Raw genomic sequence first — 25,076 nt, 5'->3', positions numbered from 1 at the left:
GATCACACCCGCGGCTCCGGACCTGCCTCCGGAGCCGTTTTTCGTTCAGGATCGGCTCGGGGACGGCTTCTTCAGGTGCCGCGCCCTCGCCCTCCCGGTGCCGCGTGCTATGAACCCATTGGACGGCGGACAGCGAGAGTTACGGAGTACCGATGCGGGCGAAGGTGTTGAAGATCTACGAGGAGATCCGGTCGAGCTACTGGTTCATCCCATCGGTGCTCGCGATCCTCGCCGCGGTCCTGTCCTTCGTCCTCGTCTATGTCGACACCTACCTTACACCCCAGTTCTGGGGGGACACGCCGTTCCTCTTCGCCAGCCAGCCGGACGGCGCGCGCGCAGTGCTCGGGGCGATCGGCGGCTCGATGATCGGCGTCGCCGGCACGGTGTTCTCGGTCACGATGGCAACCGTGGTCTTCGCATCGGGCAGCTACGGCCCGCGGCTCCTGACCAACTTCATGAACAACCGCGGCAACCAGTTCACGCTCGGCGTCTTCACCGCGACCTTCGTCTACTCGGTGCTGGTGCTGCGCACGGTGCACTCGGCCGACGAAGCCGCGGCGGCCGGTGCGCCCGCGGCGCCCTTCGTGCCGAACGTCGCGATCCTCGTCGCCATCGTGCTGGCGCTGTGCTCGATCGGGGTCCTGATCTTCTTCATCCACCACGTGCCGGCCAACATCCACATCTCGAACGTGATCGACGGGATTGGCCGGGCGCTGGTCGGCGAGATCGAAGAGCGGTTTCCATCGCCGATCGGCGCCCCGCCGCCCGACCCCGACACGGCGGCCGCCGCCTTCTGGCAGGTGCCGGCGCCGTTCCGGGCCGGGAGCCAGTCGCCGCCCGACGAGCCCGGCTACGGCGAGGTGCTCGCCGATCGGAGCGGCTACATCCAGTTCATCGACGAGACGACGCTGATGTCGGCGGCGCGCGACCATCAGCTGGTGATCCGCATGGTCGTGCAGGCCGGCAGCTTCATCTTTCCCGGCACCGTGCTCTTCGACGCGTGGCCGGCCGAGCGGCTGAACGACAAGGCGTGCGACGCCGTCCGGTCGGCGCTGGCGATCGGCGCCCGGCGCACGCCCGCCGACGATCTCCTGTTCCTGATCGACGAACTGGTCGAAATCGGCGGGCGGGCCCTCTCACCCGGGGTGAACGATCCCTACACGGCCGTGACCTGCATCGACTGGATGAGCGCCTTCATGGCGGGAGTCGCCGGGCGCGAACCCCCGAGCCCACTGCGCCTCGACGCGGACGGGAAGCTTCGCGTGATCGGCCTGCCGGCCGATTTCGCCCTTTATCTGGAGCAATCCTTCGGTCATCTGCGTCAGTACGCGGCCGGAGATCCGATTGCGGCCACACATTTCCTCGACGTGCTCGGCCGGATCGCCAAGACCTGCACGCGCACCGAGGATCTTCGCGTGCTGCGCCAGATGGGGGCCGAGCTTCTGGAGTTGTCCGGCGAGACGCTCACCGGCGCGTCGCTGGCGCGTGTGCGGGAGGCGGGCGGACGGCTCGCCGGCGTGCTCGAGCACCCGCTCCACCGCGAGCCGATGCCGGCCCTCCACCGGCGCGACGCCGAGCGCGTTGCTCCGGCGTGAGCAGGATCGTCGCCGGTTCCGGCTCAGGCCCGGGCCGTACGGGTCCGCCCATCCATCATGAGGGCGGCACAGCCGACGACGACGAGCAGGATGATCGCGGCGGCGTAGATGTCTGTCGTCAGGCGCAGCCCGACCTGACCGGCGAGAACGCCGGCGATGATCGCCGGAACGCTGAAGGCGAGATAGCTCTCGACATAGAAGGCGGCGAGGAGCTCGGCCCGCTCGTCCGGCGCGGCCAGCGGCACGATGCTTCCGACGCAGCCGAGAAAGCCGGCGCCGAAGCCGATGCCGGTCCCGAGCGTGCCGACGAGCAGCACCGGCACCGAACCCTGATGCACGCCGAGGACGAGCACCAGCATCCCTGCGATCATGATCGGAGCGGCCGTCAGCACCACGCGTCGCGCCGGCAGGCCGCGGATCAGCTGGATGGTGGCTGCGCCGCTCAGCATCAGCGCGGCGACGACCGCACCCGCCAGCACCGTCGATCGGCTGCCGGTGGCCGAGACGATCAGCGAGGGCATCAGCGACAGGAAGAAGCCACCGAGCGTCCATAGGGCGACGTTGATCGGCGTGATGAGGAGGAGCATCCGCCGCGCCGCGCCGGGCACCGCGACGCGCGGCCAGAGGGAGGCCAGCAGGCCGCCGCGCCGCGTCGCCGTCTCCGGCGTGCGCGCCACCATCGCGAGCTGCGCAACCACGAGCGCGAGCAGGAGGATGTAGACGAGATGCGCCGGCGCGGGCGCATATTCCACCAGCGCCCCGCAGAGCAGCGCGCCGACCGCCATGCCGACGAGCGGCGCGAGGCTGTTGACGATCGGCCCCTGCCCGCTGTCCGCATCCACCAGCGCCGCGCCGATGGCGCTCGCCGCTGCGCCGGTGGCGAACCCCTGCAGGAGCCGCGCCCCGACGAGCCAGCCATAGCCGTCGGCCAGAATGAAGAGCACCATCGCGATCGCCTGCAGCACCAGCGCGAGCGCCACCGCCGGCCGTCGGCCGATATGGTCGGAGATCGACCCGATCGTCAGAAGCGCGGCCAGCAGGCTGAAGGCATAGACCGCGAAGACGACGGTGATTCCCGTCGGCGAGATCGACCAGAGCTGCTGGTACACCCGGTAGAGCGGCGTCGGTGCGGCGGAGGCCGCGAAGAAGGCGCCGAGCGTGAAGGCATAGACGAAGAGGCCGCGCCTCGAGGGATCGGCATCAGCTCTGGACAGGATCATGGTCAAGGACCTAAATGCAATTCTGTTGCGTTAGGCAGATACTCCAATCGCGACATAAAAGCAAATGGTTTGCATTAGTGCGGCATGACGAGGCGATGAGCGAGAAGACGAACAGCCGGCCGGGCGGTCGCAGCGCCCGGGTTCAGGCGGCGGTGCACGCGGCGGTGAATGCGCTGCTGGAAGAGGTGGATCGTGCAGGGCTGACCATACCGATGATCGCCGAGCGCGCCGACGTCACGCCCTCGACCATCTATCGACGCTGGGGCGACCTGCCCTCGCTGCTGGCCGACGTCGCCGTCGCCCGCATCCGCACGGACGAGCCGGAAGACACCGGAGCAGCGGAGAGCGACCTCACCGCCTGGGCCGGCACCTACGCCGAGGAGATGGCGACGGGGCCGGGCCGCGAGTTGATCCGCGACGTCGTCGCAGGTCGCGGCGAGGCGCATACGGCGCTCACCTGCTGCCAGTTCGCACGCCAGCAGATCGACCGGCTGGCCGAGCGCGCGAGCGAGCGCGGCGAGCGCTTTCCGGAGCGTGAGACGGTGGTCGACCGGGTGGTGGCGCCGATCATCTACCGCATCCTGTTCGACGATGCGCTCGACCGCGAGCAGTGTCGACGGCTGGTGGAACCGCTGTTCCGGGCCGCCGAGGCGTCGAGGGATCATTGAGGCGTCGCTTTAAGATCCTTCAGTGGGAGTTTAAGCTTCGGACTACTTCCCCTCGCCCTCGAAGAGACTCGTCTGCGCACCTTGATAGGCCTGCGGCACCGCCAGCCCCAGGTGGCGGAAGGCATGGGCCGTGAGGAGTCGGCCGCGTGGGGTTCGCTGCAGGAACCCCTGCTGCAGGAGATAAGGCTCGACGATGTCCTCGATCGCGTCGCGCGGTTCTGACAGGGCCGCCGCGATCGTCTCGATACCCACCGGCCCGCCGCCGAAGTTCAGCGCGATGAGATCGAGGTAGCGCCGGTCGAGCTGGTCGAGACCGAGACTGTCGACCTCGAGCCGCGACAGCGCCGCATCCGCGATCTCGCGCCCCACCACCTCGACGCTCGCGGCATGGGCGAAGTCGCGCACCCGGCGCAGCAGGCGACCAGCGATGCGCGGGGTGCCCCGCGCGCGCCGGGCGATCTCGCGGGCGCCCTCCGGATCCATCGGCAGGCCCATGATCCGCGCCCCGCGGTTCACGATCAGCTCGAGCTCCTCGACCGTGTAGAAGTTGAGCCGCACCGGAATGCCGAACCGGTCGCGCAGCGGTGTCGTCAGGAGGCCGAGACGGGTCGTCGCGGCGACGAGCGTGAACTTCGACAGGTCGATCTTCACCGAGCGGGCCGCGGGCCCCTCGCCGATGATGAGGTCGAGCTGGAAATCCTCCATCGCCGGGTAGAGGATCTCCTCCACCGCCGGGCTGAGGCGATGGATCTCGTCGATGAACAGGACGTCCCGCTCTTCGAGATTGGTCAGGAGGGCGGCGAGATCGCCGGCCTTGGCGATCACCGGGCCTGACGTCGAGCGGAAGTTGACCCCGAGCTCCTTGGCCATGATCTGCGCCAGCGTCGTCTTGCCGAGTCCCGGCGGCCCGACGAACAGGACATGGTCGAGCGCCTCGCCGCGCGCCTTCGCCGCTTGGATGAAGATCTTCAGATTGGCCCGGGCCGCGGCCTGGCCGACGAACTCGTCCAGCCGCTGCGGGCGCAACGTCGCTTCGGCGTCCTCACCACGCTTCTCTGCCGAAATTAGACGGGAGGTCTGGCTCATGCGAGAAGTTCCATGGCGGGAACTCGAGCGACGGCCTTCTCATCGAAGGTCATTGTTGCCGCGCATCCGGCCCGTCGAGCGAGAATCGCGATGACCGCGTCGGAGAAGTCCGCCTTACGGACTGTGACGTGGCGCACGGCCTCGACCAAGCTCTCGATTTCAGCGAAATGGATCGTTGAGGTTGCAAACAGCCGGGTCAGAAACACGATGATCGCCTCGCTGGACAAGCGATACCGTGTCTTGAGCACCCAGTAGAGCTCCAGCGTCACCGGCAGCGGGACAAAACCAGGATTCGTCGTGTTCAGGCCGAGGAGAAATGCAGCGGCTTTCGGCGACTGCACGGGATCGTCGTCAAGCACGGCTCTCAGCAGGATGTTGGTATCGATGCCCCGCATGCTCAGGCCGAACGTCTCTCGGGTCGGTCCGCTGGGCCCTCGACGCGATCGGAAATCCCCTCGCCCACCGCCAGATCGTAGGCGTCGAGGCTGGTCCTCTCGACGGCATGCGACGCCAGGGCGCCAATGAAAGACTGCACCTCAGCATTGCGCGGCTGGAGGATGACGGAACCATCGACGACCACGCATAGAAGCCTGTCGCCTTCCCTCAGATGGAGGGCATCGCGGACAGCCTTGGGCACGGTGATCTGGCCCTTCGTGCTCATGATGGTTTCAGGCATGCCGCATCCTTACATTTTACCCCAATGTAAGCACAGAACAGCATCCATTGCACTGTCAACTGCGACTAAGCTCCCGCAGCCCCAGCCGGATCAGCTGCGAAGACTCGGCGCCCTCACCCGCCGACTTAACCGCCGCCGCCACCGCCCCCGCGGCCTGATCGCGCGAGTAGCCGAGATTGGTCAGCGCCGACACGGCGTCGGCGATGGGCGCGCTGGCATGGCCATCGCCGAGGTCCCGGCGCAGGCTCATCGCCGGCCCCTCGATCCCGCCGGAGAAGGCGGGGGCCTTGTCCTTCAGCTCGGCGACGATGCGCGCCGCCACCTTCGGACCGACGCCGGGTGCGCGCGCCACCATCACCTTGTCCTGCAACGCCACAGCGCTGGCGAGCTCGCCCGTGGACAGCGTGCCGAGCACCGCGAGCGCCACCTTGGCACCGACGCCCTGAACGTTCTGCAGGAGGCGGAACCAGCCGCGCTCCAGCTCCGTCGCAAAGCCATAGAGGCGGATCATGTCCTCGCGGACATAGGTCTCGATGAAGAGCACGGCGGCCTCGCCGGCGCCCGGCAGCGCCGACAGCGTGCGCGCGCCGCAAAAGGCAATATAGCCGACGCCATGCACATCGATGACAACGTGGTCCTCGCCGACCTCGTCCACCGTGCCCTTGAGCTTGCCGATCATGGATGCGTCTCCGGCGCGATCAGGTCGAGTTGCGGAAAGTACGTTCTGTAGCCGGACACGTCGCGGGTGATCAGCCGGTACCCGCGCACGGCGGCATGGGCGCCGATGAAGAAATCCGGCAGAACCGACTGACGGCTGCCGCCGCGGCGCCGGTAGAGGCGAAAGGCGCGCGCAGCCCCGTAGGCCGCTTCCCACGGTACGGATTCGCGGACGAACTCGCTCGCCGGCAGCAGCGCCTCGACATCCGCCAGGTGGTCGTAGCGCAGAGCGAACTCGGCAAAGACGACCTGATTGATGACGAGCGGGCCGACCCCATGGGCCTCCAGGATTTGCTTGCGTGACCAGTCACGCCACACCGGATCACGCACCGCGACATCGATGAGGACATTGGTATCGATGAATGTCGCCATCAGCGATCACGCGTTTGGGCCATGACGGAGTCCGCATCCAGCGCGAGATCGCCCGTACCTTCCAGATCGTCGAGCGCTCGAAGCAGGCGCTCGAGCCGCTCTTGATCCATCGCGGTCGTCGCCCCCGCCGCTGGTGCAATGGTCACCTTGCCGTTCTCGACGGCGAAGACGACCTCGCTTTCGACCTCGATCCCGACGAGCTGGCGCAGCTTGCGCGGTATCGTCACCTGCCCCTTGCTGCTGACCCGCATCATCGACGCCCCGATCTTTACAAGTAAAGACTATCCGGCGCATGCGAACAAGTCAAGAACATCAGGCGCCGGCGAAGGCGGCGCGGGCCTGTGCCGACTGGCGGTGGTGGGTGTGACAGATGGCGATCGCAAGCGCGTCGGCCGCGTCGTCGGTGTCGAACGTCGCCTTCGGCATCAGCACCTTGACCATCATGTGGATCTGCTTCTTCTCGCCGTGCCCGACGCCGATCACCGCCTTCTTCACGGCGTTCGGCGCATATTCGGCTACCGGCAGGCCGGCCAGTGCCGGTACGAGCATGGCGACGCCACGCGCCTGGCCGAGCTTCAGCGTCGCCACCGCATCCTTGTTGACGAAGGTCTGCTCGACGGCCGCCTCGTCCGGCCGCATCTCGTGGAGAACTGCCGCGAGCTGGTCGTGCAGCTGGCGCAGGCGCGTGGCAAGATCGAGCGTGCCGTCGGAGGTCGCCGTGCCAGAGGCGACGAAACGCAGGCTGTTGCCGAGCGTCTCGACGACGCCCCACCCGGTTCGCCGCAGTCCCGGATCGATGCCGATGATGCGAATGGTCCGCTCCTGCAACATGGCCGATCGTCTCCCGTCTGTCCGAATCGGCCGCAAGACAGCATACAAACCGTGAACGGATTGGAAAGCGCCTGGCACACCGGCGTGGAAGATCACGCCGCCACGCACTAGGATGACGTGGATCCGACGGAGCAGCGACGATGAGCGTTCCCAGCCTCGAACGCATGACGCCCGACGAGTTCTTCGTCTGGCAGGCCGCGCAGGACCGCAACTACGAGTTGGTGAACGGCCTGCCGGTGCTGACTCCGAAGGCCATGACAGGCGCGTCGCTGCGCCACGACGACATCGTCGTGAACATCCTGACCGCCTTGCATCGACAACTCCGTAGCACGCCGTGCCGACCGCACACCGACGACATCGCCGTCCGCAACCCGAACCAGAACGTGCGGCGCCCGGACGTCGTGGTCGACGGCCGCCGCGGCCCCGACCGCTCGATGGAGGCGATGGAGCCGCGCCTTCTGGTCGAGGTTCTGTCGCCCTCGACCATGGCCTTCGACCGGTTCAAGAAGGTCGAGGAGTACAAGACGCATCTTGCTATCCGCACGGTGCTGCTGGTTGCCTCCGAGCATGCGGAGGTGATCCTCTGGCAGCGGCAGGAGGATGGCTGGCGGTCGCAGATCATCGAGAACATCGATGCGGTGGTCGATCTGCCGGAGATCGGCTGTCGGCTGACCCTCGCGGAGATCTACGAGGACACCGGCGTCGAGAACCCGCCGATCCGCACCGCCTGACGCCGCGCCGTCGGCAGGCAGCAGCGCTTTCGAGTGAACCGGCCCTCGAAGTGTCCTGACCGTCGATGTCCGCCAAAACAGAGACGGCGGCCGAAGCCGCCGTCGTATGCAGGCTGCGTGGCGGATCTGCCCTCAGGCGGCCGACAGGCGTGCCATGACCTCGTCGTCCACCTCGAAGTTGGCATAGACGTTCTGCACGTCGTCGTCGTCGTCGAGATTGGCGATGAGCTTCATGATGCTCTGCGCCTTCTCCTCGTCGACCGGCGTGCCGGTCTGCGGCCGCCAGATCACCTTCACGCTCTCCGCCTCGCCCAGCTTGGCTTCCAGCGCGCTGGACACCTCGCCGAGATCCTCGAAGGCGGTGATGATCGTGTGGTTCTCCTCGTCCGACTGGACGTCGTCGGCGCCCGCCTCGATCGCCGCTTCCATGACCGTGTCGGCATCGCCCGCCGAGGCCGGGTAGACGATCTCGCCGACGCGGTCGAACATGAAGCCGACCGAGCCGGTCTCGCCCAGCGCGCCGCCGGCCTTGGTGAAATAGGAGCGCACGTTCGAAGCGGTGCGGTTGCGGTTGTCGGTCAGCGCCTCGACGATGATCGCGACGCCCCCGGGACCGTAACCCTCATACCGGACCTCGTCGTAGTTCTCGCTGTCGGCGCCGGACGCCTTCTTGATCGCCCGGTCGATGTTGTCCTTCGGCATCGACTGCGCCTTCGCGTTGGCGATCGCCAGGCGCAGACGGGAGTTCATGTCGGGGTCCGGCAATCCCGCCTTGGCCGCCACGGTGATCTCGCGGGCCAGCTTGGAAAACAGCTTGGAGCGCATCGCGTCCTGCCGTCCCTTGCGGTGCATGATGTTCTTGAACTGTGAGTGGCCGGCCATGGAGAACCCGTCTGGGATGTGTGCTGAGGGCCGAGATATAAAAAATCGCAGGCGCAGCGTCCAGAAGCAGAGCGCGGTCCGCGGTCTGCTGGAGCGCATCCGCCCGACGACGGTCGGCCGATCAGGCCCGCGGCGCGTCCGGCCGGTCCCGCAACGAAAGCTTCCGTAAACGCTGCAACCGTAAAGATCAGACCTCGACACCCCTCTCGGGATATACGGGACGGGCCGCAGACGGCAGGATCATCGAAGCGAAGGCGGATGCGACGGGGTTTCCTTCAAAGCAGCTCCGGTGTGGCCGCGGTCGAATTTGCGATCCTGGCCTTCCCCTTCTTCTTGATCATCTTCGCGATCCTCGAGACCTCGCTCGTGTTCCTCGGCGAGCTCACCTTGAACCGCTCGGTCGACAGGATGGCTCGGATGGTGCGCACCGGCGAGGTCGCCCTGTCCAAACTGGACGCGACGGCGTTCCGCTCGAAGCTGTGCGACGACGTCGGCTTCCTGATGGACTGCAGCAAGCTCCAGATCGATCTCAAGACCTATGCCAGTTACGCTGACTTCCCGCAGGCACACCCGCTCCAGAGCGGCGTCCTGAACACCGCGGATTTCGGCTACACCGCCGGCGCGCCGAGCACCATCATGGCCTTGCGGGTCTATTACGAGTGGCCGGTCTACACCGACATGATGCATCGCTTCCTGTCGGACCTGAAGGACGGCAACCATCTCATCGCCTCGGTCGCCGGCTTCGAGACGGAGCCGTTCGAATGAGCGCGGCGCGCCTCCGCGCAGCCGGCCGCCTGCGACGCTTCCTTGGTGACAGGCGCGCCATGGGCGCGGTGGAGTTCGCCTTGATCGCGCCGTTCCTGCTGACGCTCTATCTCGGTGGGTCTGAGCTCTCGATGCTCTTCATCCTCAAGAAGAAGGTCCAGCACGTCGGCCTGACGATCAGCGATCTCGTGACCAAACGGTCGACCCTGTCGAAGGCCGAGATCGACGGCATGTTCGCGCTGTCCGACAGCATCGTCGAGCCTTACGATCCGGATCTGCTGCAGTTGCGCATCACAGCCATCTCCATCGACGGCACCGGCAAGAGCAAGGTCGCCTGGACGCGTGCGCGCAGCAACTCGACCTCGCTCGCAGTCCCGAGCCTGCCGGCCGACTTCAACGGCCTGCGCGACACGACGATCGTCATCGCCGAGACGCGCTACCCCTACACACCGCTCGGCGGCTACGGGGTCACCCGGCCCCTCCTCATCGGCGGCACCGACTATCTCGTCCCACGCCTGGACGGATTCACCTGCAGCGACTGTTCTTGATCGCTCAAACTGTCGGAGCAGACGTAAGGCGGCATTACCGGCCGGCCGGTTAGGGAACGCACAATCAGGGAGCGACACCGTGAAGCGCCTTCTTCTGGCTTTCAGAGACTCACGATCCGGCAACTTTGCGATGATTGCCGCCATCATGACCGTCCCGCTGATCGGCCTCACGGGTCTTTCGCTCGATTATTCGCGCGCGCTGCAGGCCCGCAGCTACATGCAGGACAAGAGCGACGCCATCGCGCTCGCCATGGCCGTCAAAGGTCCCGACGTCGATCGCAGCGGCATCCTCGCCAGCCTCCTCGCAGCGGCGAACGCCAATTCCGACTACGGCGCCATCAGCTTCAAGACCGAATGGTCGACGCCGACCGACTACGTCGTCACCGCCAGCAGCAAGGTGCCGGTGACGCTGTCGGGCTTCATCCCCGGTGCTTCGCAGATCCTGGACGTCAAGGTGTCCGCCACGGCGCGATACAAAGGCGCCGAGTACCTCTATGAGGCGCCGCAGGCGGCCATGCTCGATCCGGAGGCCGGCGACTACAACCGCATCGCGGTCTACTGCTTCAACGCGATGAAGGCTTCGGACCCGGTCACCCACGGCCGCACCCAGATGACCGAGATCGCGGACAATGGCGGCTCGACCTACAACAATCCGATGCCCCGGTGTGCTTCGGGCGAGGTCATGAGCTACAAGCTCTACAACTCGCGCAATGTCCGCACCACGCCGACCAAGTGGAACAGCGCGACGAACGAGCATTACGAATACTATACCGACACGCAGATGAACCAGAACGGCGAGGCCTACGACCTCGGCGGCTGGGCGATCCTCGAAACCGTCCTCTGCCCGTCCTTGGCCGCCTGCAAGCCGGTCGGTCAGGGCGGGGTCATCCCCGAGGGCAAGAACCGCACCCCCCAGCATGCGACGGAAGCCTGCGCGCCGGGCAAGTACATGTATTACGGCTGGGAGGATCGGCCGCCCGGGCGGGGGACGACGGACCGGGACTACGACGACATCCGCGTCATCATCAAATGCCCGACGGTCACCAAGACGAGCGACGAACTCGTGCGGCTCGTCCACTAGCGCGTTCGCGCTCGGTTGACGGCTGGTCGCGACGATCGCGCGAAGGAGGCCTGTCAGGCCGCGGCGACGCCGTCCTTGATCGCTGCGATCTTCTTCTGGCGGGCGACGAAGCTGTCGGCGTCCCGTCCCTTGAACAGCTCCAGCGTCTCGGTTTCGTTCTCGTCCACCGGCGTCAGGGCGATGTCGGCGTACTCCGCCCGCAACCGCTCTCGGTCCCGCCGCACCCGCAGCGCCTGGCCACCGTGCTTCAGCCAGAGGCCGCCCCAGCGGGCGAGCTTGACGAGCGTCTCGCCGGCATAGCGCGGATAGAAGAGGAACGGACTCTCGATCGGCAGGGTCGGGCGCCGGTCGCGTCGCGATTTCAGCCGGAAGTAACCGGACTCGAGCGGGTGCACGCCCTCGATGTCGATCGAGCCCTTGAACCAGATCTGGAAGTTGACGAGCTTGAAGGGCGACAGCCCCATCGCGGCGGCGCGCTTCTGCACCGTCACGACGTGATCGTCGGAGTAGAAGATCCGCCAGGCGTCCCTGTAGATCCCCTCCCACTCCGCGCGGCTCATCACCGGATGGTCGGTGCAGACGTGGTTGAGGTCGTAGCGGTTCATGTCGGCATCGACCGGGACGCCCTTCGTGTGGAGCACCTTGTGGTCCTCCGAGCCCGGCAGCGGCGTCAGGAAGAAGAATTCCAGGATGTCGATCGGCAGCTCGCGCTTGATGATCTCGATGTCGCGGCGGATCGAGGCCGGCGTGTCGTTGGGAAAGCCGAGGATGTAGCCGGCATAGGTCGTCACCCGCTGCGCCTTCCACGCGAGCAGCATCTTGCGGTACTCGGTGATCTTGTTCTGCCGCTTCTTGGCGCCGATGAGGCTGTCCGGGTTGATGTTCTCGAGCCCGATGAAGACGCGCGATACGCCCGCCTTCGCCGCCTTCTCGATGAAGTTCGGGATGTTGTGGCACAGCGTGTCGACCTGGATGATCGCCTTGATCTTGATGCCCTCGCGCCGCAGCGCGATCATCCGGTCGAAGATCGCCTCCCAATCCTTGTTGCGGGCGAAGTTGTCGTCGGTGATGAAGTAGCGGAAGACGCCGTTCGCGGCGTTCTCGCGCACGATCGCCTCGATGTCGTCCGACGAGCGCCGGCGCGACTTGCGCCCCTGCACGTTGATGATGGTGCAGAAGGAACACTGGTAGGGGCATCCACGGCCGGCGTCGAAGCTCGTCAGGGCGCCAGCGGTGCGCAGGAGGCGCTGCGGCGGCAGATGCGGCACCGGCGTGCCGTCGATGCCCGGCAGGTCGTTCAAGTAGTTGTAGAGCGGCTTCAAGCGCTCGTTGAATGCATCGAGAAGCACGCCCTCCAGCCGATCCTCCGCCTCGCCAGCGAACAGGAAGACACCCATCGCCGTCGCCCGCGCCACGTCCGGGTCGATGTCCGGCAGCATCGCGATCGTCCCGGACACGTGGAAGCCGCCGATCCCGACGGCGATGCCGCGCGCGCGCAGCGGCGCCGCGATGTCGAGCGCGCGCGGCATCTGGTTCGACTGGACGCCGACGATCATCACCAGCCCGCCAGCCGGCGAAGTCTCGATCTCGCGAGCGATCCGGTCGGTGCGGATGCGCGTGTTGGTCTCGTCATAGCCGGCGATCTCGATGTCGACGTCCGCGCCCAGAACACGCCGTTCGGCGCAGTCCCGCGCAAGACCATAGAGCGAGGCGAGCGTGTTGGAGGGGATGCCGGAGCGCCACCACTGGATGACATAGCCATCGTCGTCGTAATGCGACGGCTTGATCAGCACGAGCTTGAAGGTCTTGGCCATTCAGGTCGCCCCTGTATCGGGTGGCTGCTCAATGAGCAGCGCCTCCAACCTCTAACGCATGTTTGCGACATCGTCAGTGCAACTGTGCATCACTCACCTGCCGAAAGCGGCCTCGTACTTGGCGCAGGCAGCGACGACGTTGGGGAAGCGACAGCAGTGTCCGACATCTCCGCGTCACGAGAAGCCGACTTGTCTTTGCCGGCGAAGATGTTCCGCGGCGCCCGCCGGCGAACGGGCGATCCTGCCCACGGTCGCGCGGGCCCGTCGCGCTGCGGTTCGGTCAGACGATGCTGCCCGCCGACAATGAGCCCTGCCCTCGCCGGCTATTCGCCTCGGGAGGAGTCGGCCGGGCGGTGGCGCTCGACGCCCGCGCGGCTTCGACGCGGCGACGGAGGCGTTGCAGAGGGCCGGCATCATCGATTGGAGGGCGCTGCAGATCCTCCCAAAGAGGAGCAGGTTCCTTAAGCTTGCGATCCTAGACTGCGCGCCGGGTTCCCAGAACGGCCGGCGCGAGGTTCAGCCATGTCAGCGATCGCAAGCACGGCCCCTGCCGGTCCTCTCGTCGCGTCGATCCTGATGCGCTATCGCTGGCTCGCGGCGCTCATCTTCATCCACGCCGTCGCCGCCTTTCTCACGGTCACGTCGGTCGGCCTGCCTTACGAAGCCGATCTCGTCGCGTATGGCCTCGGTTTCCTGGTCGAGGACATCGTGCCGTTTCTGATGCTGTTCGTCGCCTGGCGGGCGCTGCGGATCGCCCTCTGGGTCAGGCCCTCGCACCCCGTGCGGGCGCTTCTGCAGGACCTGAAGAGCGTCCTGGTGAATGGACGACGCCTCGTCGAAGGCCTCGTCGTCCTCCTCCTCATGATCGTCATGATGTCGAGCTTCACTCAGATCAAGGCCGCGATACCGGATATCGTGCCCTTCTCGTGGGACACGACGTTCAAGGAACTCGGCGAGACGCTCTGCTTCGGCATTCTCCCCTGGCAGGCACTCTGGCCGATCTTCGGCTCGCCGCCGGCGGCCTTCGTCCTCAATCTGATCTACAACGCCTGGTTCTTCGTCGTCGTCTTCTTCCTGCTGTCGGCCGCCTTCTCGCAGCGCGACGTCGAGAGCCGGATGACGTTCCTGTGCAGCTTCGTGATCGCCTGGATCATCGGCGGCAACCTGCTCGCGACGATCTTCTCCTCGGCCGGCCCGGTCTACTATCAGCGCCTCGGCCTCGGCGCGGACTACGCCCCGCTGATGGCCATGCTCCACGAAAGCAGCCGGATCTATCCGCTCTGGGCCCTCGACGTGCAGGAGGCGCTCTGGACGTCCTACGTCAGCGGCACCGGCACGCTGAAGGGCATTTCGGCGATGCCGAGCATGCACAACACCAGCATCGTCCTCGTCGCCCTGTATGCCTTCCGGATCAATCGCGGTCTCGGCATCGCGATGGCCGTGTATGCGGCGGCGATCTTCATCGGGTCGATCACCCTCGGCTGGCACTATGCCGCCGACAGCCTGATCGGGGCAGCGCTCGCCGTGCCCTTCTGGGGCCTCGGCGCGATCATGGCGCGCCGTTCGATCGGCGCGGTCGAAGCGGGAGACGGCCATCGCCGCGCATGAGGCGGCGCTGAAGACCGGAGGCGTCCGGACTAAGGCGCGGAGCCGCCCGCGCCGCGCTTGCGGCGCGCCAGCATGTTGAGCAGTTCGACGAGCGCCGAGAAGGCCATCGCGGCGTAGATGTAGCCCTTCGGGACGTGGACGCCGAAACCGTCGGCGATCAGCGTCGTGCCGATCATCAAGAGGAAGCCGAGGGCCAGCATCACGATCGTCGGGTTGCGGGCGATGAAGGCCGAAAGCGGCTCGGCCGCCAGCAGCATGACGCCGACCGCGACGATCACGGCCACCACCATGATGCCGATCTCGTCGGTCATGCCGACCGCGGTGATGATCGAGTCGATCGAGAAAACGAGATCGAGCAGCAGGATCTGGACGATCGCCGAGCCGAAGGAGAGCGTGGCCTTGCCGCCGATCGACGGCTCTTCCGCCTCGTGCGGGTCGAGCGTGTGATGGATCTCCTTGGTCGCCTTCCAGACCAGGAACAGCCCGCCGGCGATCAGGATGATGTCGCGCCAGGAGAAGCCGTGGCCGAAGGCCTCGAACAAGGGATCGGTGAGCTGGACGATGATCGCCACGGTCGACAGCAGCGCCAGCCGCAGGATCAGCGCAAGTCCGATGCCGATCCGGCGGGCCCGGGTCTGCTGCTCCACCGGCAGCTTGTTGGTGAGGATCGAGATGAAGATCAGGTTGTCGATGCCGAGCACGATCTCCATCGCGATCAGCGTCACGAGGGCGGCATAGGCAGCGGGATCGAGAAGAAACGCGAAGAGGTCGGCCATCGGCTGTCCCAGGTGGTCGGCGACAGACAGATGGCGACGCAATCGAGGATTACAAGACGGTCACGTCGTGCCGGCCTGCTTTGCCCCGCGATCAGGTCCAGAAGGCGGGTATGGCCTCGGCCAGCCGGGGCCCGAGCCGCAGCGGCGCGACCTTTTCGGCAAGGCCGGTGCGGTCGGAGATCTCGACGGCGAGGCCGCAGATCGTCGCCTCTCCCTGCGCCGGCTCGAAGCGGCCGCGTGAAACCTTGGTGAGGAAGCGGTTGAGCGGTTCCTCCTTCTCCATGCCAAGGGAGGAGTCGTAGTCGCCGCACATCCCGGCATCGGACTGGAAGGCGGTGCCGCCGACGAGGATCTGATGGTCGGCGGTCGGCACGTGGGTGTGCGTGCCGACCACGAGGCTGACGCGCCCGTCGAGGAAGTGGCCCATCGACTGCTTCTCGCTCGTCGCCTCGGCGTGAAAGTCGAGGATGGTGGCATCGGCCTGCTCGCCGAGCGGACAGGCTGCGACGAGGTCGCCCGCGCAGCGGAACGGGTCGTCGAGATCCGGGCTCATGAAGACCCGGCCCATGATGTTGGCGACGAGCACCCGGGCGCCGTTGCGGGCCTCGAACAACCCGGACCCGCGGCCAGGCGTGCCCGGCGGAAAGTTGAGGGGCCGCAGGAAGCGCTCCTGGCGCGGCGCGAACTCGAGCGCCTCGCGCTGGTCCCAGACATGGTTTCCGGTGGTCACCACGTCCGCACCGGCCTTCAGCGTGTCCTGCAGGATCTCCTCGGTGACGCCGAAGCCACCGGCCGCGTTCTCCCCGTTGACCACGACGAAGTCGAGCCGGAAGTCGGCGATCAGCCCCGGCAGGCGGTCGGCCACCGCCGTGCGCCCCGAACGGCCGACCATGTCGCCGAGGAACAGGAAGCGCATTTCAGCCCCTCGCCTCCTTGGCGGCATTGAGCTTGTCGAGCGCCCGCGACACGGCTGGCCGCGCCTCGACGCGTTCCACCCACGCGGCAAGTGCGGTCAGGTTTTCAGCGCCCTCGCCCTTGAAGTTGGAAAGGCCGCTCCTCGCCCACCCGAAATGCATCATGTCCGCGACAGAGTACTCGCCCGCGATATAGTCGACCGACTTCAGACGCTGGTCGAGAACCCCGAGAACCCGCAGCGACTCCTTGCGGTAGCGCTCGATCGCGTACGGGATCTTCTCCGGCGCCGCAGTGGCGAAGTGGTGGTACTGGCCGATCATCGGCCCGGTGTGCGCCGCCTGGAAGAACATCCATTCCAGCGTTTCCACCCGCGCCGCTCCGGACGCCGGCAGAAACTTGCCCGATTTCTCCGCGAGATAGAGCAGGATCGCCCCCGATTCGAAGACTGGGAGGTCGGCGTCGCGATCGACGATCGCCGGGATCTTGCCGTTCGGGCTGATCGCCAGAAAGTCCGGCCGCTGCTGCTCGCCGGCTCCGATGTTGACGAGGTTCAGGTGGTAGGTGAGGCCCGTTTCCTCCAGCATGATCATCGGCTTCTGCCCGTTGGGCGTGGTCCAGGTGTAGAGCTCGATCATGCTGTGCCTCGTACGTGTCGTGTCATGGCGCAAGCTAGGTCGCGCCTCCGCGGCGGCCAGCGCGACGGTCTGCCGGCCGAAGCATGTGAAGGTCGGGTGTCGCCGGACAGCACATCGCGCCGGCGCTGGCTGTGCCGCATCGCGGCGGCCGCCGCAATGGCCGTGCTGCCGGCGCTGACCGGCTGCCTGTCCGCCCCACTGGCGCCGAGCGAACCCGTCGCCTTCGACACGCAGGCCGCGCTCGCCGAGGTCAACGCCTTCCGTGCGGCGAACGGCGCGCCCCCGCTTCGCCTGGAGCCAAGGCTGGCGGACGCGGCCGCAGCGCAATCGGCGTCGATGGCCGGCGCGAACCGGATGAGTCATACGGTCGCAGGGCGGCTGACCGGCCGCGTCGAGCGCTATGGCTACGCCTGGCGCGTCACCGCCGAGAACATCGGCCGCGACTATGCGACCTTCGACGCGGCGCTCGCCGGATGGGAGGCCTCGCCACATCACCGCGACAACCTCTTGAACCGCGACGTCAGCGAGATCGGCCTCGCGGCGGCCCGCGGCGTCGGACGTGCGACGATCTACTGGACCATGATCCTCGGCGCGCCGAAACACTGAGGCCGGTTCGCCCGACCGTCAACGCGATCGCTGCGGCACCGGCTCAGACCTGCGCCGGGACCGGTACGATCACCTCCCGCTCGGTGACGACACGCTGCAGCGGTTCGTCGTGCGGCTCGACGGGCACCACCTCCACCTCCTGCACGGCGAAGCCGATGCCGATGGTGACGGGCGCGGGACCGGCAACCCGCAGCGCCGCGATGGCGCCGTCGTAGTAGCCGCGGCCGTAGCCGATGCGCCGGCCGGCGCGGTCGAAGGCGGCGAGCGGCACCAGCATCAGCGAGGGCTCGAGCACCTCGGCGCCGGAGCCCGGCGCGTAGGTGCCGAAGCCCTGGGGCACGAGTTCGGCGCCCCGCACGAGCGCCCGGAACGCCAGCCGCCCCGCGGTGATGGCGGGAACGCAAAGCCGTGCGCCGCGGTCGGCGAGCGCGGCCATGAGCGGCCGCAGGTCGACCTCGGAGCGGATCGGCAGAAATCCGGAGACGACGGTGCCGGGCACGATGTCAAGGACGGCCAGGACGCGGTCGGCGATCGCGAGCGACGCCTCGATCCGCGCCACCTCGGGCAAGGCATCGCGGCGCGCAAGTGCTTCGGCGCGCAACCGGCGCTTGGCCTCGCTGATCTGCGTTTCTCGATCGTCCATGCCTCGTCCTCCTGCCGTAGGCGGACCACAGGCGGGTGCCCGGCACAAGCGGCACCGCTGACGATCGCAGGAAACAGAGGGGTGACGGGCCACCTCGGCCGATGGAGAAGTCGATCCCGGGAACCTACAGAGTAGGTGGGCGCCGTGTATCCCGGTCCAGGGACCGAGTCAGGGACAGCTCCCTTCGGAATGACTAAGGCCCCGAGGAAAAGTTACCCCTGTCGAGCCGCGCAGCGCCGTCGACACCGAATATAAGCCGGCCCTCGGCGTCGCGCCAGTGGCACGGCACCAAGAGAGCTAACCCTGCCGCGCCAGCCGCGCCGCCAGCCGCTCGATCGACTGCGCCGCCTGGTCGAGATGGGCGGCGAGCTGACGATCGGAGCTGGTGGCCTTGCTGCTCGCCTCCTGCCCGGTCCGCTTCGCTTCCGCCAGTTCCTGCTCCAGCCGATCCGCCCGCCTGCGGGTTTCCGCGAGCTCGTCGCTCGCCATGATCGCCGCCATCACCGTCAGCCGCTGATCGCCGATTTCGCCGAAGCTCTGGCGCAGCGTCGCGATGCGCCCGTCCACCTCGGCGGCTAGCGCCTCGAGATGGCCTTCCTCGCCCTCCGCACAGGCCATGCGATAGGTCTTCCCGTCGATGGTCACGACAATCTGCGGCACGCGGTCCTCAGCCCTGCTTCTGGCGGTCGAGCACGGCGCGGATCGTCTCCATCGCCGCCACCAGACGGCGGGAGACCTCCCGGTTGGCCTGCTCCAGCCGCTCCGAGCGGGCGACTGCGGCGTCGAGCTCGCCGGCAAGGCGGCCGCGGTCGGCGGTCATGCGCTGCAGCTCGGCCTCGGCGTTGACGATGAGATCCTCGCGCGACAGCTGCCGATCGATCGCGACGCCGAGCTGGTCGAGCGACCGCCGCAGGCGATCGGCGGCCTGCGCGAGCGCGGGTTCGGCGGACATTTCGGAAGAACCTCCAGACGCAACTGACGGCAGCGACACGGTTGCTGGCGACTCGGCGCCACGCTCGTGCGACTTTAAGCAAAGTTGTGCAAGTGCCAACCTCGCGCGTGGCAGACTCTGCGGAAAAAGAAGCGGATGGCGGACGAGAGGCCGCCGCGCCGCCTCCCGCGCGGCACCGCGCCGTCGCGCCCGCTTTACCCCTTGTGCAAATACGCTAGAAGACGCCCGAGCCGCGGCTGTCGTCCGCCCACATTCGGGCAGCTACGACAGCGCAGACCACCCGGAGGAGGACACCATGGCAGTTCGCGTCGCAATCAACGGATTTGGCCGCATCGGCCGCAACGTGCTGCGCTCGATCGTCGAGACCGGCCGCGACGACATCGAGGTGGTGGCGATCAACGACCTCGGCCCGGTGGAGACGAACGCCCACCTGATCCGCTACGATTCGGTGCACGGCCGCTTCCCCGGCGTCGTCACGGTCGACGGCGACACCATCGACGTCGGCCGCGGCAAGATGCGCGTGACCGCGATCCGCGACCCGCGCGAGCTGCCGTGGGGCGACATGGGCATCGACGTCCTGATGGAGTGCACCGGCATCTTCACCGATCCGGCGAAGGCCGGCGCGCATCTGGAGGCCGGCGCGAAGAAGGTGCTGGTCTCCGGTCCGCTGACGAACCCGACACAGGGCGAGAAGACCATCGTCTACGGCGTCAACCACGACACCCTCACCGCCGACGACCGGATCATCTCGAACGCCTCCTGCACCACCAACTGTCTGGCGCCCGTCGCCAAGGTCCTGAACGAGGCCATCGGCATCGACAAGGGCTTCATGACGACCATCCACTCCTACACCGGCGACCAGCCGACGCTGGACACGCTGCACAAGGACCTCTACCGCGCCCGCGCCGCCGCTCTTTCCATGATCCTCACGACGACCGGCGCGGCCAAGGCGGTGGCGCTCGTGCTGCCGGAGCTGAAGGGCCGGCTCGACGGCGTGTCGATCCGCGTGCCGACGCCGAACGTCTCGGTCGTCGACTTCAAGTTCACGGCCAAGCGCAAGACCACCGTGGAGGAGATCCAGGCGGCGATCCGCGCGGCGGCCGATGGCCCGCTGAAGGGCATTCTCGGCTATACCGACGCGCCGAACGTCTCCTCCGACTTCAACCACGATCCGCATTCCTCGATCTTCCACATGGACCAGACCAAGGTGATGGACGGCGACTTCGTGCGCGTGATGTCCTGGTACGACAACGAGTGGGGCTTCTCGAACCGCATGTGCGACACCGCCGTCGTGTTCGCCAAGGCCGGCTGAGCGTCTTCACGCTTCACTTCAAGACCCGCTCAAGGAAAGGCCGCATCGTCCGATGCGGCCTTTCCGATTCATGCGGCCAAACGGGAGGGTCGACGCGTGCGCGGGCCTCGGCAACTCCGCATCGGCTTGGCGTGACCGCGCGACGCACGTAGGAAAGGCACGACGCGAGTCGATGCGCCGCGGGAGCGCGCTTCTTCCGGCTCGCACCAATCGTCGTCACGAGGATCCGCACGGCCGATGCTGGAGCCGATGTATCTCGCCATCCTCGTCGGCACGCTGCTGGTGCTGGCGGCCGGCTTCTCCAGCCTCCTCGCCTTCCGGTTCGGGGCGCCGCTGCTCCTCGTCTTCCTGTCGGTCGGGCTGGTCGCCGGCGAGGACGGCCTCGGGCTGCACTTCGACAACGCCCCCCTCGCCTATTTCGCCGGTTCGCTGGCGCTTGCCATCATCCTGTTCGACAGCGGCTTCTCGACCTCGCTCAGCGCCTTCCGGCTGGCGGCCGCGCCGGCCCTGACACTGGCCACCGCCGGCGTCCTCATCACCGCGGTGCTGTTCGGCCTCGCCGCCACCTGGGTGCTCGACATCGGCCGGCTGCAGGGCCTCCTCCTCGGCGCGATCGTCGGCTCGACCGACGCGGCGGCCGTGTTCTTCCTTCTGCGCATCGGCGGCATCCACGTGCGCGAGCGCGTCCGCGCGACGCTCGAAGTGGAATCCGGCTCGAACGATCCGATGGCGATCTTCCTCACCATCGCGCTGGTCGAGCTGATCCACGACGGGCACGGCATGGAGGCGATCGGGCCGGGTCTTCTCTGGATGTTCGTCAAGCAGATGGGGATCGGCGCCGTGCTCGGGCTCGCCGGCGGCTCTGTCATCCGCACGCTGATGAACCGGCTGGGGCTGGAGCGCGGCCTTGCGCCGATCTTTGCGCTCGCGCTGTCGCTGCTGGTCTTCGCGCTCGCCGGCGCGCTCGACGGCTCGGGATTTCTGGCCGTCTACGTCGCCGGCCTGACGGCCAGCAATCTCGGCATCCATGCCGCGGCATCGCTGCGCCGCTTCCAGGAGGGCGTCAGCTGGCTGTGCCAGATCGTGATGTTCCTGGTGCTCGGCCTCTTCGCGACCCCCTCGCAATTTCCCTCGATCGCCGGCCAGGCGCTGCTTCTCGCCGCCGTCCTGATCTTCGTCGCGCGCCCGATCGCGGTGTGGCTCTGCCTCCTGCCCTTCGGCTTTCGTCGCCGCGAAGAGGCCTTCATCGCCTGGGTCGGACTGCGTGGATCGGTGTCGGTGCTGCTCGCCATCGTACCGCTCCTCGTCGACCTGCCGTCCGCGCGCCTCCTCTTCAACACCGCCTTCATCATCGTGCTGGCCTCGCTGCTGGTGCAGGGCTGGACGCTGGGGGCGGTGGCGCGCCGGCTGCGGCTGGTGGTGCCGGAGCGCAAGGCGCTGGTGGAGAAGGTCGAGCTCGAGCTGCCGGGCACTGCCCACCATGAGCTCCTGTCCTACCACGTCGTGGCGAACAGCCCCGTGGTGCGCGGCGAACGGATCCCGCGCTGGGCCCGGCCGTCGCTCGTCATCCGCGACGGCCGCTCGATGCCCTACCAGTATGCCGGACGGCTGCAGGAGGGCGACTACGTCTACATCTTCATCTCGCCGCGCCACCCGCCGCTGCTCGACCGGCTGTTCGCCAGCCCCGCCGCGCTCGGTTCGGACGACGCCGACTTCTTCGGGGATTTCGGTCTCGACCCGCAGCAGCCGCTGGCGGTGCTGGCCGAGGCCTACGGGATCTCGGTTCCGGACCGCGAGGCGTCGCGGACAGTCGCCGAGTTCATGACGGACTTCCTCGGCGGGCGGGCCGAGTACGGCGACCGCGTGCCGTTCGGGCCGGTGGAACTGATCGTGCGCGATGCCGACGAGGCCGGCCGCGTGATGGCTGCAGGCCTGAAGCTGGAGCCGGACGCGCCGGCCCCGCTGCCCTCGGTGCCGGTCCGGCTGGCGCGGGCGCTGCTCCGTCCCTTCGGGCGCGTCTGAGCCGGCTGCAGGACTGCACCGTCGTCGGCGTCCCTACGCGACGTCTGCGCCCGAGCACAGCCGTTTTGCACCTGTCGCGACGGGTCGTTATGGTGCGCGCGGGGACGACGGGGATCGAAACATGATGCAGCAGTTCAAGACACTCGACGACGCGGAACTCGCCGGCAAGCGCGTGCTGCTGCGCGTCGACCTCAACGTTCCCATGCAGGACGGCAAGGTCAGCGACGCGACGCGCATCGAGCGCGTGCTGCCCACGATCCGCGAGATCGCCGCAGCCGGCGGCCGGGTGATCCTGCTCGCCCATTTCGGCCGGCCGAAGGGCAAGCCGAACCCCGAGATGTCGCTCGAGCCGATCGCCGCGGTGCTCGGCGACAGGCTCGGCCAGCCGGTCGGCTTCGCCGAGGACTGCGTCGGCCCGGTCGCCGACGGCATCGTGCAGAACATGCAGGACGGCGACGTGCTGCTGCTCGAGAACACCCGGTTCCATGCGGGCGAGGAGGCGAACGATCCGGAGTTCGCCTCGCAGCTCGCGGCACTCGGCGACGTCTACGTCAACGACGCCTTTTCGGCGGCCCACCGCGCCCATGCCTCCACCGAAGGCCTCGCCCAGCACCTGCCCTCCTATGCCGGGCGGACCATGCAGGCGGAACTCGAGGCCCTCGAGAAGGGTCTCGACGCGCCGGCGCGGCCGGTGGTCGCGATCGTCGGGGGCGCCAAGGTCTCGAGCAAGATCGATCTCCTGCAGAACCTCGTGAAGAAGGTCGACGGCCTCGTCATCGGCGGCGGCATGGCCAACACCTTCCTCGCCGCCCGCGGCGAGAGCGTCGGCAAGTCGCTGTGCGAGCACGACCTCGCCGACACCGCACGCGACATCATGCTCGCCGCCGCGAGCGCGGGCTGCGCCATCATCCTGCCGGAGGACGCGGTGGTCGCCCGCGAGTTCAAGGCGAACGCACCCTCCGAGACGGTCGCCGTCAACGCCGTGCCGGAGGATGCGATGATCCTCGATGTCGGTCCGAAGACGGTCGAGAGGATCAAGGGCTGGATCGACCGCGCGAAGACGCTCGTCTGGAACGGACCGCTCGGTGCCTTCGAACTGACGCCGTTCGACGCGGCGACGATGGCCGCGGCCCAGCACGCGGCAGAGCGCACCCGCACGGGCGCGCTCGTGTCGGTCGCCGGCGGCGGCGACACGGTCTCGGCCCTGAACCAAGCCGGCGTCGCCGAGGCTCTCACCTATGTCTCGACCGCCGGCGGCGCGTTCCTCGAATGGATGGAGGGCAAGCCGCTGCCCGGCGTCGAGGTCCTCAAGGCCTGACGGTCCGGACCGAGGCGGGCACCTGCGAACGCGCGGGCGGCGACGATCGAAAGATGCGGTCGGCGGAGGCCGCCGCCGGCGCGCGGCTCGAGCCCGCGCTCAGTCGCTCTCGTCCTCGTAGCCGACGAGATGCAGCGGGCGCGCGGGAATGCCCTCCAGTTCGCACCAGCGCACCAGCGCCTCCTCGCGCCCGTGCGTGACCCAGACCTCCTGCGGCCGCAACTCGTCGATGGTCCGGGTGAGCTCGTCCCAGTCGCAATGGTCGGACAGGATCAGCGGCAGCTCGACGCCGCGCTGGCGCGCCCGCTGGCGCACCCGCATCCAGCCGGAGGCGAAACAGGACACCGGGTCCGGGAAGCGCCGCGCCCAGCGGTCGGCGAAGGTCGAGGGCGGGCCGACGATGATCGCGCCGGCGAAGTCCGCCTTGTTGCCACGCTCCAGCGTGGCGGGCCTGAGGTCGCCGAGGTCGATCCCCTCGCTCTGGTAGAAGTCGCAGAGCTTCTTCAGCGCTCCGTGGATGTAGATCGGCGCCTCATAACCCTCGTCGCGCAGCATGCGGATCACCCGCTGCGCCTTCCCGAGCGCATAAGCCCCGACCATGTGCGCCCGCTCGGGAAACTGCTTCACCGAGGCGATGAGCTTGCGGATCTCCTCGAAGCTGTCGGGATGGCGGAACACCGGCAGCGCGAAGGTCGCCTCGGTGATGAAGACGTGGCACGCCACCGGCTCGAACGGCTCGGCCGTCGGGTCGGCGCGGCGCTTGTAGTCGCCGGACGCGACGATCGACAGGCCGTCCTTCTCCACCTTGATCTGGGCGGAGCCGAGGACGTGGCCCGCCGGGTGGAAGGACACCGTGACGCCGTTGATCGTCAGCGCCTCGCCCCAGGCGGCGGGCTGACGCTCGCGGCAGAACTCCTCGCCATAGCGGAGCGCCATGATCGCCAGCGTGCGCGGGGTCGCCAGCACCTTGTCGTTGCCGGGCCGGGCGTGATCGGCATGGCCGTGGGTGACGAGCGCCCGCTCCACCGGCTTCACCGGGTCGATGTAGAAGTCGCCGGGCGGGCAGTAGAGGCCTTTCGGCGTCGGACAGAGAAGGTCGTGCGGGCGCAACATCGCGGCATCAGATAGGTGCGAAGGCGCCGGCAGGAAGCGTCCGGGCACAGATGCCGATCCCGTGCCCCCGCGTGCCGCGCCGCCCGTCCCTCCATCGGGGCAGACCACCGGCCCCCTCACCCTGAGGCGCGAGCGCAGCGAGCCTCGAAGGGCGAGCGGAACGGAAGCGAAGCGGCGTGCCGGGCCACCT

Annotated in this window: 28 protein-coding genes and 1 other RNA gene; 11 read left to right on the top strand and 18 right to left on the bottom strand. The window is 67.7% G+C overall.

What is annotated here, in order from left to right; translation table 11 throughout:
- Window positions 1-152 precede the first annotated feature (152 nt).
- Window positions 153-1,595, top strand: coding sequence for a DUF2254 domain-containing protein (locus NPA30_RS18815; protein ID WP_256804348.1), 1,443 nt, complete (start codon window positions 153-155; stop codon window positions 1,593-1,595).
- Window positions 1,596-1,618: 23 nt separating this feature from the next.
- Here NPA30_RS18815 and NPA30_RS18810 read toward each other — a convergent pair whose 3' ends face one another.
- The gene (locus NPA30_RS18810) at window positions 1,619-2,815 is read right to left on the bottom strand and encodes an MFS transporter (protein WP_256804347.1); all 1,197 of its coding nucleotides are present in this window, start codon (window positions 2,813-2,815) and stop codon (window positions 1,619-1,621) included.
- 95 nt (window positions 2,816-2,910) lie between these two features.
- Here NPA30_RS18810 and NPA30_RS18805 point away from each other — a divergent pair, with 95 nt between their 5' ends.
- On the top strand, window positions 2,911-3,483 hold the full coding sequence (locus NPA30_RS18805; protein ID WP_256804346.1) for a TetR-like C-terminal domain-containing protein: 573 nt from the start codon (window positions 2,911-2,913) through the stop codon (window positions 3,481-3,483).
- A 42-nt stretch (window positions 3,484-3,525) separates the two neighbouring features.
- Here the strand turns inward: NPA30_RS18805 and ruvB are convergent, their stop codons facing one another.
- Genes ruvB through ruvC form a run of 7 tightly spaced genes read right to left on the bottom strand, consistent with a single transcriptional unit; the run spans window position 3,526 to window position 7,165 of the window.
- Complete coding sequence (ruvB, locus tag NPA30_RS18800; RefSeq protein WP_256804345.1) at window positions 3,526-4,569, bottom strand: Holliday junction branch migration DNA helicase RuvB; 1,044 nt, start codon at window positions 4,567-4,569, stop codon at window positions 3,526-3,528.
- Window positions 4,566-4,964, bottom strand: a complete 399-nt coding sequence (locus NPA30_RS18795; protein WP_256804344.1) for a PIN domain-containing protein — start codon at window positions 4,962-4,964, stop codon at window positions 4,566-4,568. Before NPA30_RS18795 ends, ruvB begins: the two co-directional genes overlap by 4 nt.
- A 2-nt stretch (window positions 4,965-4,966) precedes the next feature.
- A complete protein-coding gene (locus NPA30_RS18790) occupies window positions 4,967-5,245 on the bottom strand; it encodes an AbrB/MazE/SpoVT family DNA-binding domain-containing protein (RefSeq protein ID WP_256804343.1) in 279 nt (92 codons plus the stop codon).
- 55 nt (window positions 5,246-5,300) lie between these two features.
- Window positions 5,301-5,924 carry a Holliday junction branch migration protein RuvA gene (ruvA, locus tag NPA30_RS18785; RefSeq protein WP_256804342.1) on the bottom strand — a complete coding sequence of 208 codons (624 nt, stop codon included), beginning with the start codon at window positions 5,922-5,924 and terminating at the stop codon, window positions 5,301-5,303.
- Entirely contained in the window at window positions 5,921-6,334 is a 414-nt protein-coding gene (locus tag NPA30_RS18780; protein ID WP_256804341.1) for a type II toxin-antitoxin system VapC family toxin, read from the bottom strand. Before NPA30_RS18780 ends, ruvA begins: the two co-directional genes overlap by 4 nt.
- Window positions 6,334-6,588: an AbrB/MazE/SpoVT family DNA-binding domain-containing protein gene (locus tag NPA30_RS18775; protein ID WP_256804340.1), complete on the bottom strand. Its 255-nt coding sequence runs from the start codon at window positions 6,586-6,588 to the stop codon at window positions 6,334-6,336. The genes NPA30_RS18780 and NPA30_RS18775 overlap by 1 nt, the downstream gene beginning before the upstream one ends.
- A gap of 58 nt (window positions 6,589-6,646) precedes the next feature.
- On the bottom strand, window positions 6,647-7,165 hold the full coding sequence (ruvC, locus tag NPA30_RS18770; protein WP_256804339.1) for a crossover junction endodeoxyribonuclease RuvC: 519 nt from the start codon (window positions 7,163-7,165) through the stop codon (window positions 6,647-6,649).
- Between the two features lie 140 nt (window positions 7,166-7,305).
- On the opposite strand from ruvC, the gene NPA30_RS18765 reads away from it, so the two are divergent.
- Window positions 7,306-7,896 carry a Uma2 family endonuclease gene (locus NPA30_RS18765; protein ID WP_256804338.1) on the top strand — a complete coding sequence of 197 codons (591 nt, stop codon included), beginning with the start codon at window positions 7,306-7,308 and terminating at the stop codon, window positions 7,894-7,896.
- A gap of 132 nt (window positions 7,897-8,028) precedes the next feature.
- On the opposite strand, the gene NPA30_RS18760 is transcribed toward NPA30_RS18765, so the two are convergent.
- The gene (locus NPA30_RS18760) at window positions 8,029-8,778 is read right to left on the bottom strand and encodes a YebC/PmpR family DNA-binding transcriptional regulator (RefSeq protein ID WP_256804337.1); all 750 of its coding nucleotides are present in this window, start codon (window positions 8,776-8,778) and stop codon (window positions 8,029-8,031) included.
- Between the two features lie 291 nt (window positions 8,779-9,069).
- Between NPA30_RS18760 and NPA30_RS18755 the strand changes: the two genes are divergently transcribed.
- From NPA30_RS18755 to NPA30_RS18745, 3 genes are all read left to right on the top strand, one after another.
- Window positions 9,070-9,543, top strand: coding sequence for a TadE/TadG family type IV pilus assembly protein (locus NPA30_RS18755; RefSeq protein ID WP_256804336.1), 474 nt, complete (start codon window positions 9,070-9,072; stop codon window positions 9,541-9,543).
- Window positions 9,540-10,091, top strand: coding sequence for a TadE/TadG family type IV pilus assembly protein (locus NPA30_RS18750; protein WP_256804335.1), 552 nt, complete (start codon window positions 9,540-9,542; stop codon window positions 10,089-10,091). The genes NPA30_RS18755 and NPA30_RS18750 overlap by 4 nt, the downstream gene beginning before the upstream one ends.
- A gap of 130 nt (window positions 10,092-10,221) precedes the next feature.
- Window positions 10,222-11,172, top strand: coding sequence for a TadE/TadG family type IV pilus assembly protein (locus NPA30_RS18745; RefSeq protein ID WP_256804371.1), 951 nt, complete (start codon window positions 10,222-10,224; stop codon window positions 11,170-11,172).
- 53 nt (window positions 11,173-11,225) lie between these two features.
- On the opposite strand, the gene NPA30_RS18740 is transcribed toward NPA30_RS18745, so the two are convergent.
- The gene (locus NPA30_RS18740) at window positions 11,226-12,986 is read right to left on the bottom strand and encodes a B12-binding domain-containing radical SAM protein (RefSeq protein WP_256804334.1); all 1,761 of its coding nucleotides are present in this window, start codon (window positions 12,984-12,986) and stop codon (window positions 11,226-11,228) included.
- 522 nt (window positions 12,987-13,508) lie between these two features.
- Between NPA30_RS18740 and NPA30_RS18735 the strand changes: the two genes are divergently transcribed.
- The gene (locus tag NPA30_RS18735; protein WP_256804333.1) at window positions 13,509-14,594 is read left to right on the top strand and encodes a phosphatase PAP2 family protein; all 1,086 of its coding nucleotides are present in this window, start codon (window positions 13,509-13,511) and stop codon (window positions 14,592-14,594) included.
- Between the two features lie 29 nt (window positions 14,595-14,623).
- Here the strand turns inward: NPA30_RS18735 and NPA30_RS18730 are convergent, their stop codons facing one another.
- The 3 genes from NPA30_RS18730 to NPA30_RS18720 all read right to left on the bottom strand — a co-directional run bounded on the left by NPA30_RS18730 (window position 14,624) and on the right by NPA30_RS18720 (window position 16,920).
- Window positions 14,624-15,370: a TerC family protein gene (locus tag NPA30_RS18730; RefSeq protein WP_256804332.1), complete on the bottom strand. Its 747-nt coding sequence runs from the start codon at window positions 15,368-15,370 to the stop codon at window positions 14,624-14,626.
- Window positions 15,371-15,461: 91 nt separating this feature from the next.
- On the bottom strand, window positions 15,462-16,286 hold the full coding sequence (locus tag NPA30_RS18725) for a TIGR00282 family metallophosphoesterase (protein ID WP_256804331.1): 825 nt from the start codon (window positions 16,284-16,286) through the stop codon (window positions 15,462-15,464).
- A gap of 1 nt (window position 16,287) precedes the next feature.
- On the bottom strand, window positions 16,288-16,920 hold the full coding sequence (locus NPA30_RS18720) for a glutathione S-transferase N-terminal domain-containing protein (RefSeq protein ID WP_256804330.1): 633 nt from the start codon (window positions 16,918-16,920) through the stop codon (window positions 16,288-16,290).
- A 96-nt stretch (window positions 16,921-17,016) separates the two neighbouring features.
- On the opposite strand from NPA30_RS18720, the gene NPA30_RS18715 reads away from it, so the two are divergent.
- The gene (locus NPA30_RS18715) at window positions 17,017-17,526 is read left to right on the top strand and encodes a CAP domain-containing protein (RefSeq protein ID WP_256804329.1); all 510 of its coding nucleotides are present in this window, start codon (window positions 17,017-17,019) and stop codon (window positions 17,524-17,526) included.
- 43 nt (window positions 17,527-17,569) lie between these two features.
- Here the strand turns inward: NPA30_RS18715 and NPA30_RS18710 are convergent, their stop codons facing one another.
- From NPA30_RS18710 to NPA30_RS18695, 4 genes are all read right to left on the bottom strand, one after another.
- The gene (locus NPA30_RS18710) at window positions 17,570-18,169 is read right to left on the bottom strand and encodes a 5-formyltetrahydrofolate cyclo-ligase (protein WP_256804328.1); all 600 of its coding nucleotides are present in this window, start codon (window positions 18,167-18,169) and stop codon (window positions 17,570-17,572) included.
- 83 nt (window positions 18,170-18,252) lie between these two features.
- Window positions 18,253-18,409, bottom strand: a non-coding RNA gene (gene ssrS, locus NPA30_RS18705) — 6S RNA.
- Between the two features lie 57 nt (window positions 18,410-18,466).
- Window positions 18,467-18,787: a cell division protein ZapA gene (locus NPA30_RS18700; RefSeq protein ID WP_372338861.1), complete on the bottom strand. Its 321-nt coding sequence runs from the start codon at window positions 18,785-18,787 to the stop codon at window positions 18,467-18,469.
- Window positions 18,788-18,836: 49 nt separating this feature from the next.
- Window positions 18,837-19,121 carry a DUF4164 domain-containing protein gene (locus NPA30_RS18695; RefSeq protein WP_256804326.1) on the bottom strand — a complete coding sequence of 95 codons (285 nt, stop codon included), beginning with the start codon at window positions 19,119-19,121 and terminating at the stop codon, window positions 18,837-18,839.
- A gap of 295 nt (window positions 19,122-19,416) precedes the next feature.
- On the opposite strand from NPA30_RS18695, the gene gap reads away from it, so the two are divergent.
- From gap to NPA30_RS18680, 3 genes are all read left to right on the top strand, one after another.
- Window positions 19,417-20,433: a type I glyceraldehyde-3-phosphate dehydrogenase gene (gene gap, locus NPA30_RS18690; RefSeq protein WP_256804325.1), complete on the top strand. Its 1,017-nt coding sequence runs from the start codon at window positions 19,417-19,419 to the stop codon at window positions 20,431-20,433.
- A 237-nt stretch (window positions 20,434-20,670) separates the two neighbouring features.
- Window positions 20,671-22,455 (top strand): potassium/proton antiporter, encoded by a 1,785-nt coding sequence (locus NPA30_RS18685; RefSeq protein WP_256804324.1) that lies wholly within the window; start codon window positions 20,671-20,673, stop codon window positions 22,453-22,455.
- A gap of 124 nt (window positions 22,456-22,579) precedes the next feature.
- Window positions 22,580-23,773 carry a phosphoglycerate kinase gene (locus tag NPA30_RS18680; RefSeq protein ID WP_256804370.1) on the top strand — a complete coding sequence of 398 codons (1,194 nt, stop codon included), beginning with the start codon at window positions 22,580-22,582 and terminating at the stop codon, window positions 23,771-23,773.
- A 99-nt stretch (window positions 23,774-23,872) separates the two neighbouring features.
- On the opposite strand, the gene NPA30_RS18675 is transcribed toward NPA30_RS18680, so the two are convergent.
- On the bottom strand, window positions 23,873-24,883 hold the full coding sequence (locus NPA30_RS18675) for a ligase-associated DNA damage response exonuclease (RefSeq protein ID WP_256804369.1): 1,011 nt from the start codon (window positions 24,881-24,883) through the stop codon (window positions 23,873-23,875).
- Window positions 24,884-25,076 lie beyond the last annotated feature (193 nt).

The sequence above is a fragment of the Mangrovibrevibacter kandeliae genome (assembly GCF_024519155.1).
Taxonomy (GTDB): Bacteria; Pseudomonadota; Alphaproteobacteria; order Rhizobiales; family Rhizobiaceae; genus Mangrovibrevibacter; species Mangrovibrevibacter kandeliae.
The sequence above is the reverse complement of the archived record's forward strand: the minus strand, read 5'-3'. Positions and strand labels throughout refer to the sequence as shown.

Bases quoted from the DNA above. Each gene is read 5' to 3' on its own strand.
- NPA30_RS18815 (WP_256804348.1), top strand. From the start codon at position 153: ATGCGGGCGAAGGTGTTGAAGATCTACGAGGAGATCCGGTCGAGCTAC.
- NPA30_RS18810 (WP_256804347.1), bottom strand. From the start codon at position 2,815: ATGATCCTGTCCAGAGCTGATGCCGATCCCTCGAGGCGCGGCCTCTTC.
- NPA30_RS18805 (WP_256804346.1), top strand. From the start codon at position 2,911: ATGAGCGAGAAGACGAACAGCCGGCCGGGCGGTCGCAGCGCCCGGGTT.
- ruvB (WP_256804345.1), bottom strand. From the start codon at position 4,569: ATGAGCCAGACCTCCCGTCTAATTTCGGCAGAGAAGCGTGGTGAGGAC.
- NPA30_RS18795 (WP_256804344.1), bottom strand. From the start codon at position 4,964: ATGCGGGGCATCGATACCAACATCCTGCTGAGAGCCGTGCTTGACGAC.
- NPA30_RS18790 (WP_256804343.1), bottom strand. From the start codon at position 5,245: ATGCCTGAAACCATCATGAGCACGAAGGGCCAGATCACCGTGCCCAAG.
- ruvA (WP_256804342.1), bottom strand. From the start codon at position 5,924: ATGATCGGCAAGCTCAAGGGCACGGTGGACGAGGTCGGCGAGGACCAC.
- NPA30_RS18780 (WP_256804341.1), bottom strand. From the start codon at position 6,334: ATGGCGACATTCATCGATACCAATGTCCTCATCGATGTCGCGGTGCGT.
- NPA30_RS18775 (WP_256804340.1), bottom strand. From the start codon at position 6,588: ATGATGCGGGTCAGCAGCAAGGGGCAGGTGACGATACCGCGCAAGCTG.
- ruvC (WP_256804339.1), bottom strand. From the start codon at position 7,165: ATGTTGCAGGAGCGGACCATTCGCATCATCGGCATCGATCCGGGACTG.
- NPA30_RS18765 (WP_256804338.1), top strand. From the start codon at position 7,306: ATGAGCGTTCCCAGCCTCGAACGCATGACGCCCGACGAGTTCTTCGTC.
- NPA30_RS18760 (WP_256804337.1), bottom strand. From the start codon at position 8,778: ATGGCCGGCCACTCACAGTTCAAGAACATCATGCACCGCAAGGGACGG.
- NPA30_RS18750 (WP_256804335.1), top strand. From the start codon at position 9,540: ATGAGCGCGGCGCGCCTCCGCGCAGCCGGCCGCCTGCGACGCTTCCTT.
- NPA30_RS18745 (WP_256804371.1), top strand. From the start codon at position 10,222: ATGATTGCCGCCATCATGACCGTCCCGCTGATCGGCCTCACGGGTCTT.
- NPA30_RS18740 (WP_256804334.1), bottom strand. From the start codon at position 12,986: ATGGCCAAGACCTTCAAGCTCGTGCTGATCAAGCCGTCGCATTACGAC.
- NPA30_RS18735 (WP_256804333.1), top strand. From the start codon at position 13,509: ATGTCAGCGATCGCAAGCACGGCCCCTGCCGGTCCTCTCGTCGCGTCG.
- NPA30_RS18730 (WP_256804332.1), bottom strand. From the start codon at position 15,370: ATGGCCGACCTCTTCGCGTTTCTTCTCGATCCCGCTGCCTATGCCGCC.
- NPA30_RS18725 (WP_256804331.1), bottom strand. From the start codon at position 16,286: ATGCGCTTCCTGTTCCTCGGCGACATGGTCGGCCGTTCGGGGCGCACG.
- NPA30_RS18720 (WP_256804330.1), bottom strand. From the start codon at position 16,920: ATGATCGAGCTCTACACCTGGACCACGCCCAACGGGCAGAAGCCGATG.
- NPA30_RS18710 (WP_256804328.1), bottom strand. From the start codon at position 18,169: ATGGACGATCGAGAAACGCAGATCAGCGAGGCCAAGCGCCGGTTGCGC.
- NPA30_RS18700 (WP_372338861.1), bottom strand. From the start codon at position 18,787: ATGGCCTGTGCGGAGGGCGAGGAAGGCCATCTCGAGGCGCTAGCCGCC.
- NPA30_RS18695 (WP_256804326.1), bottom strand. From the start codon at position 19,121: ATGTCCGCCGAACCCGCGCTCGCGCAGGCCGCCGATCGCCTGCGGCGG.
- gap (WP_256804325.1), top strand. From the start codon at position 19,417: ATGGCAGTTCGCGTCGCAATCAACGGATTTGGCCGCATCGGCCGCAAC.
- NPA30_RS18685 (WP_256804324.1), top strand. From the start codon at position 20,671: ATGCTGGAGCCGATGTATCTCGCCATCCTCGTCGGCACGCTGCTGGTG.
- NPA30_RS18680 (WP_256804370.1), top strand. From the start codon at position 22,580: ATGCAGCAGTTCAAGACACTCGACGACGCGGAACTCGCCGGCAAGCGC.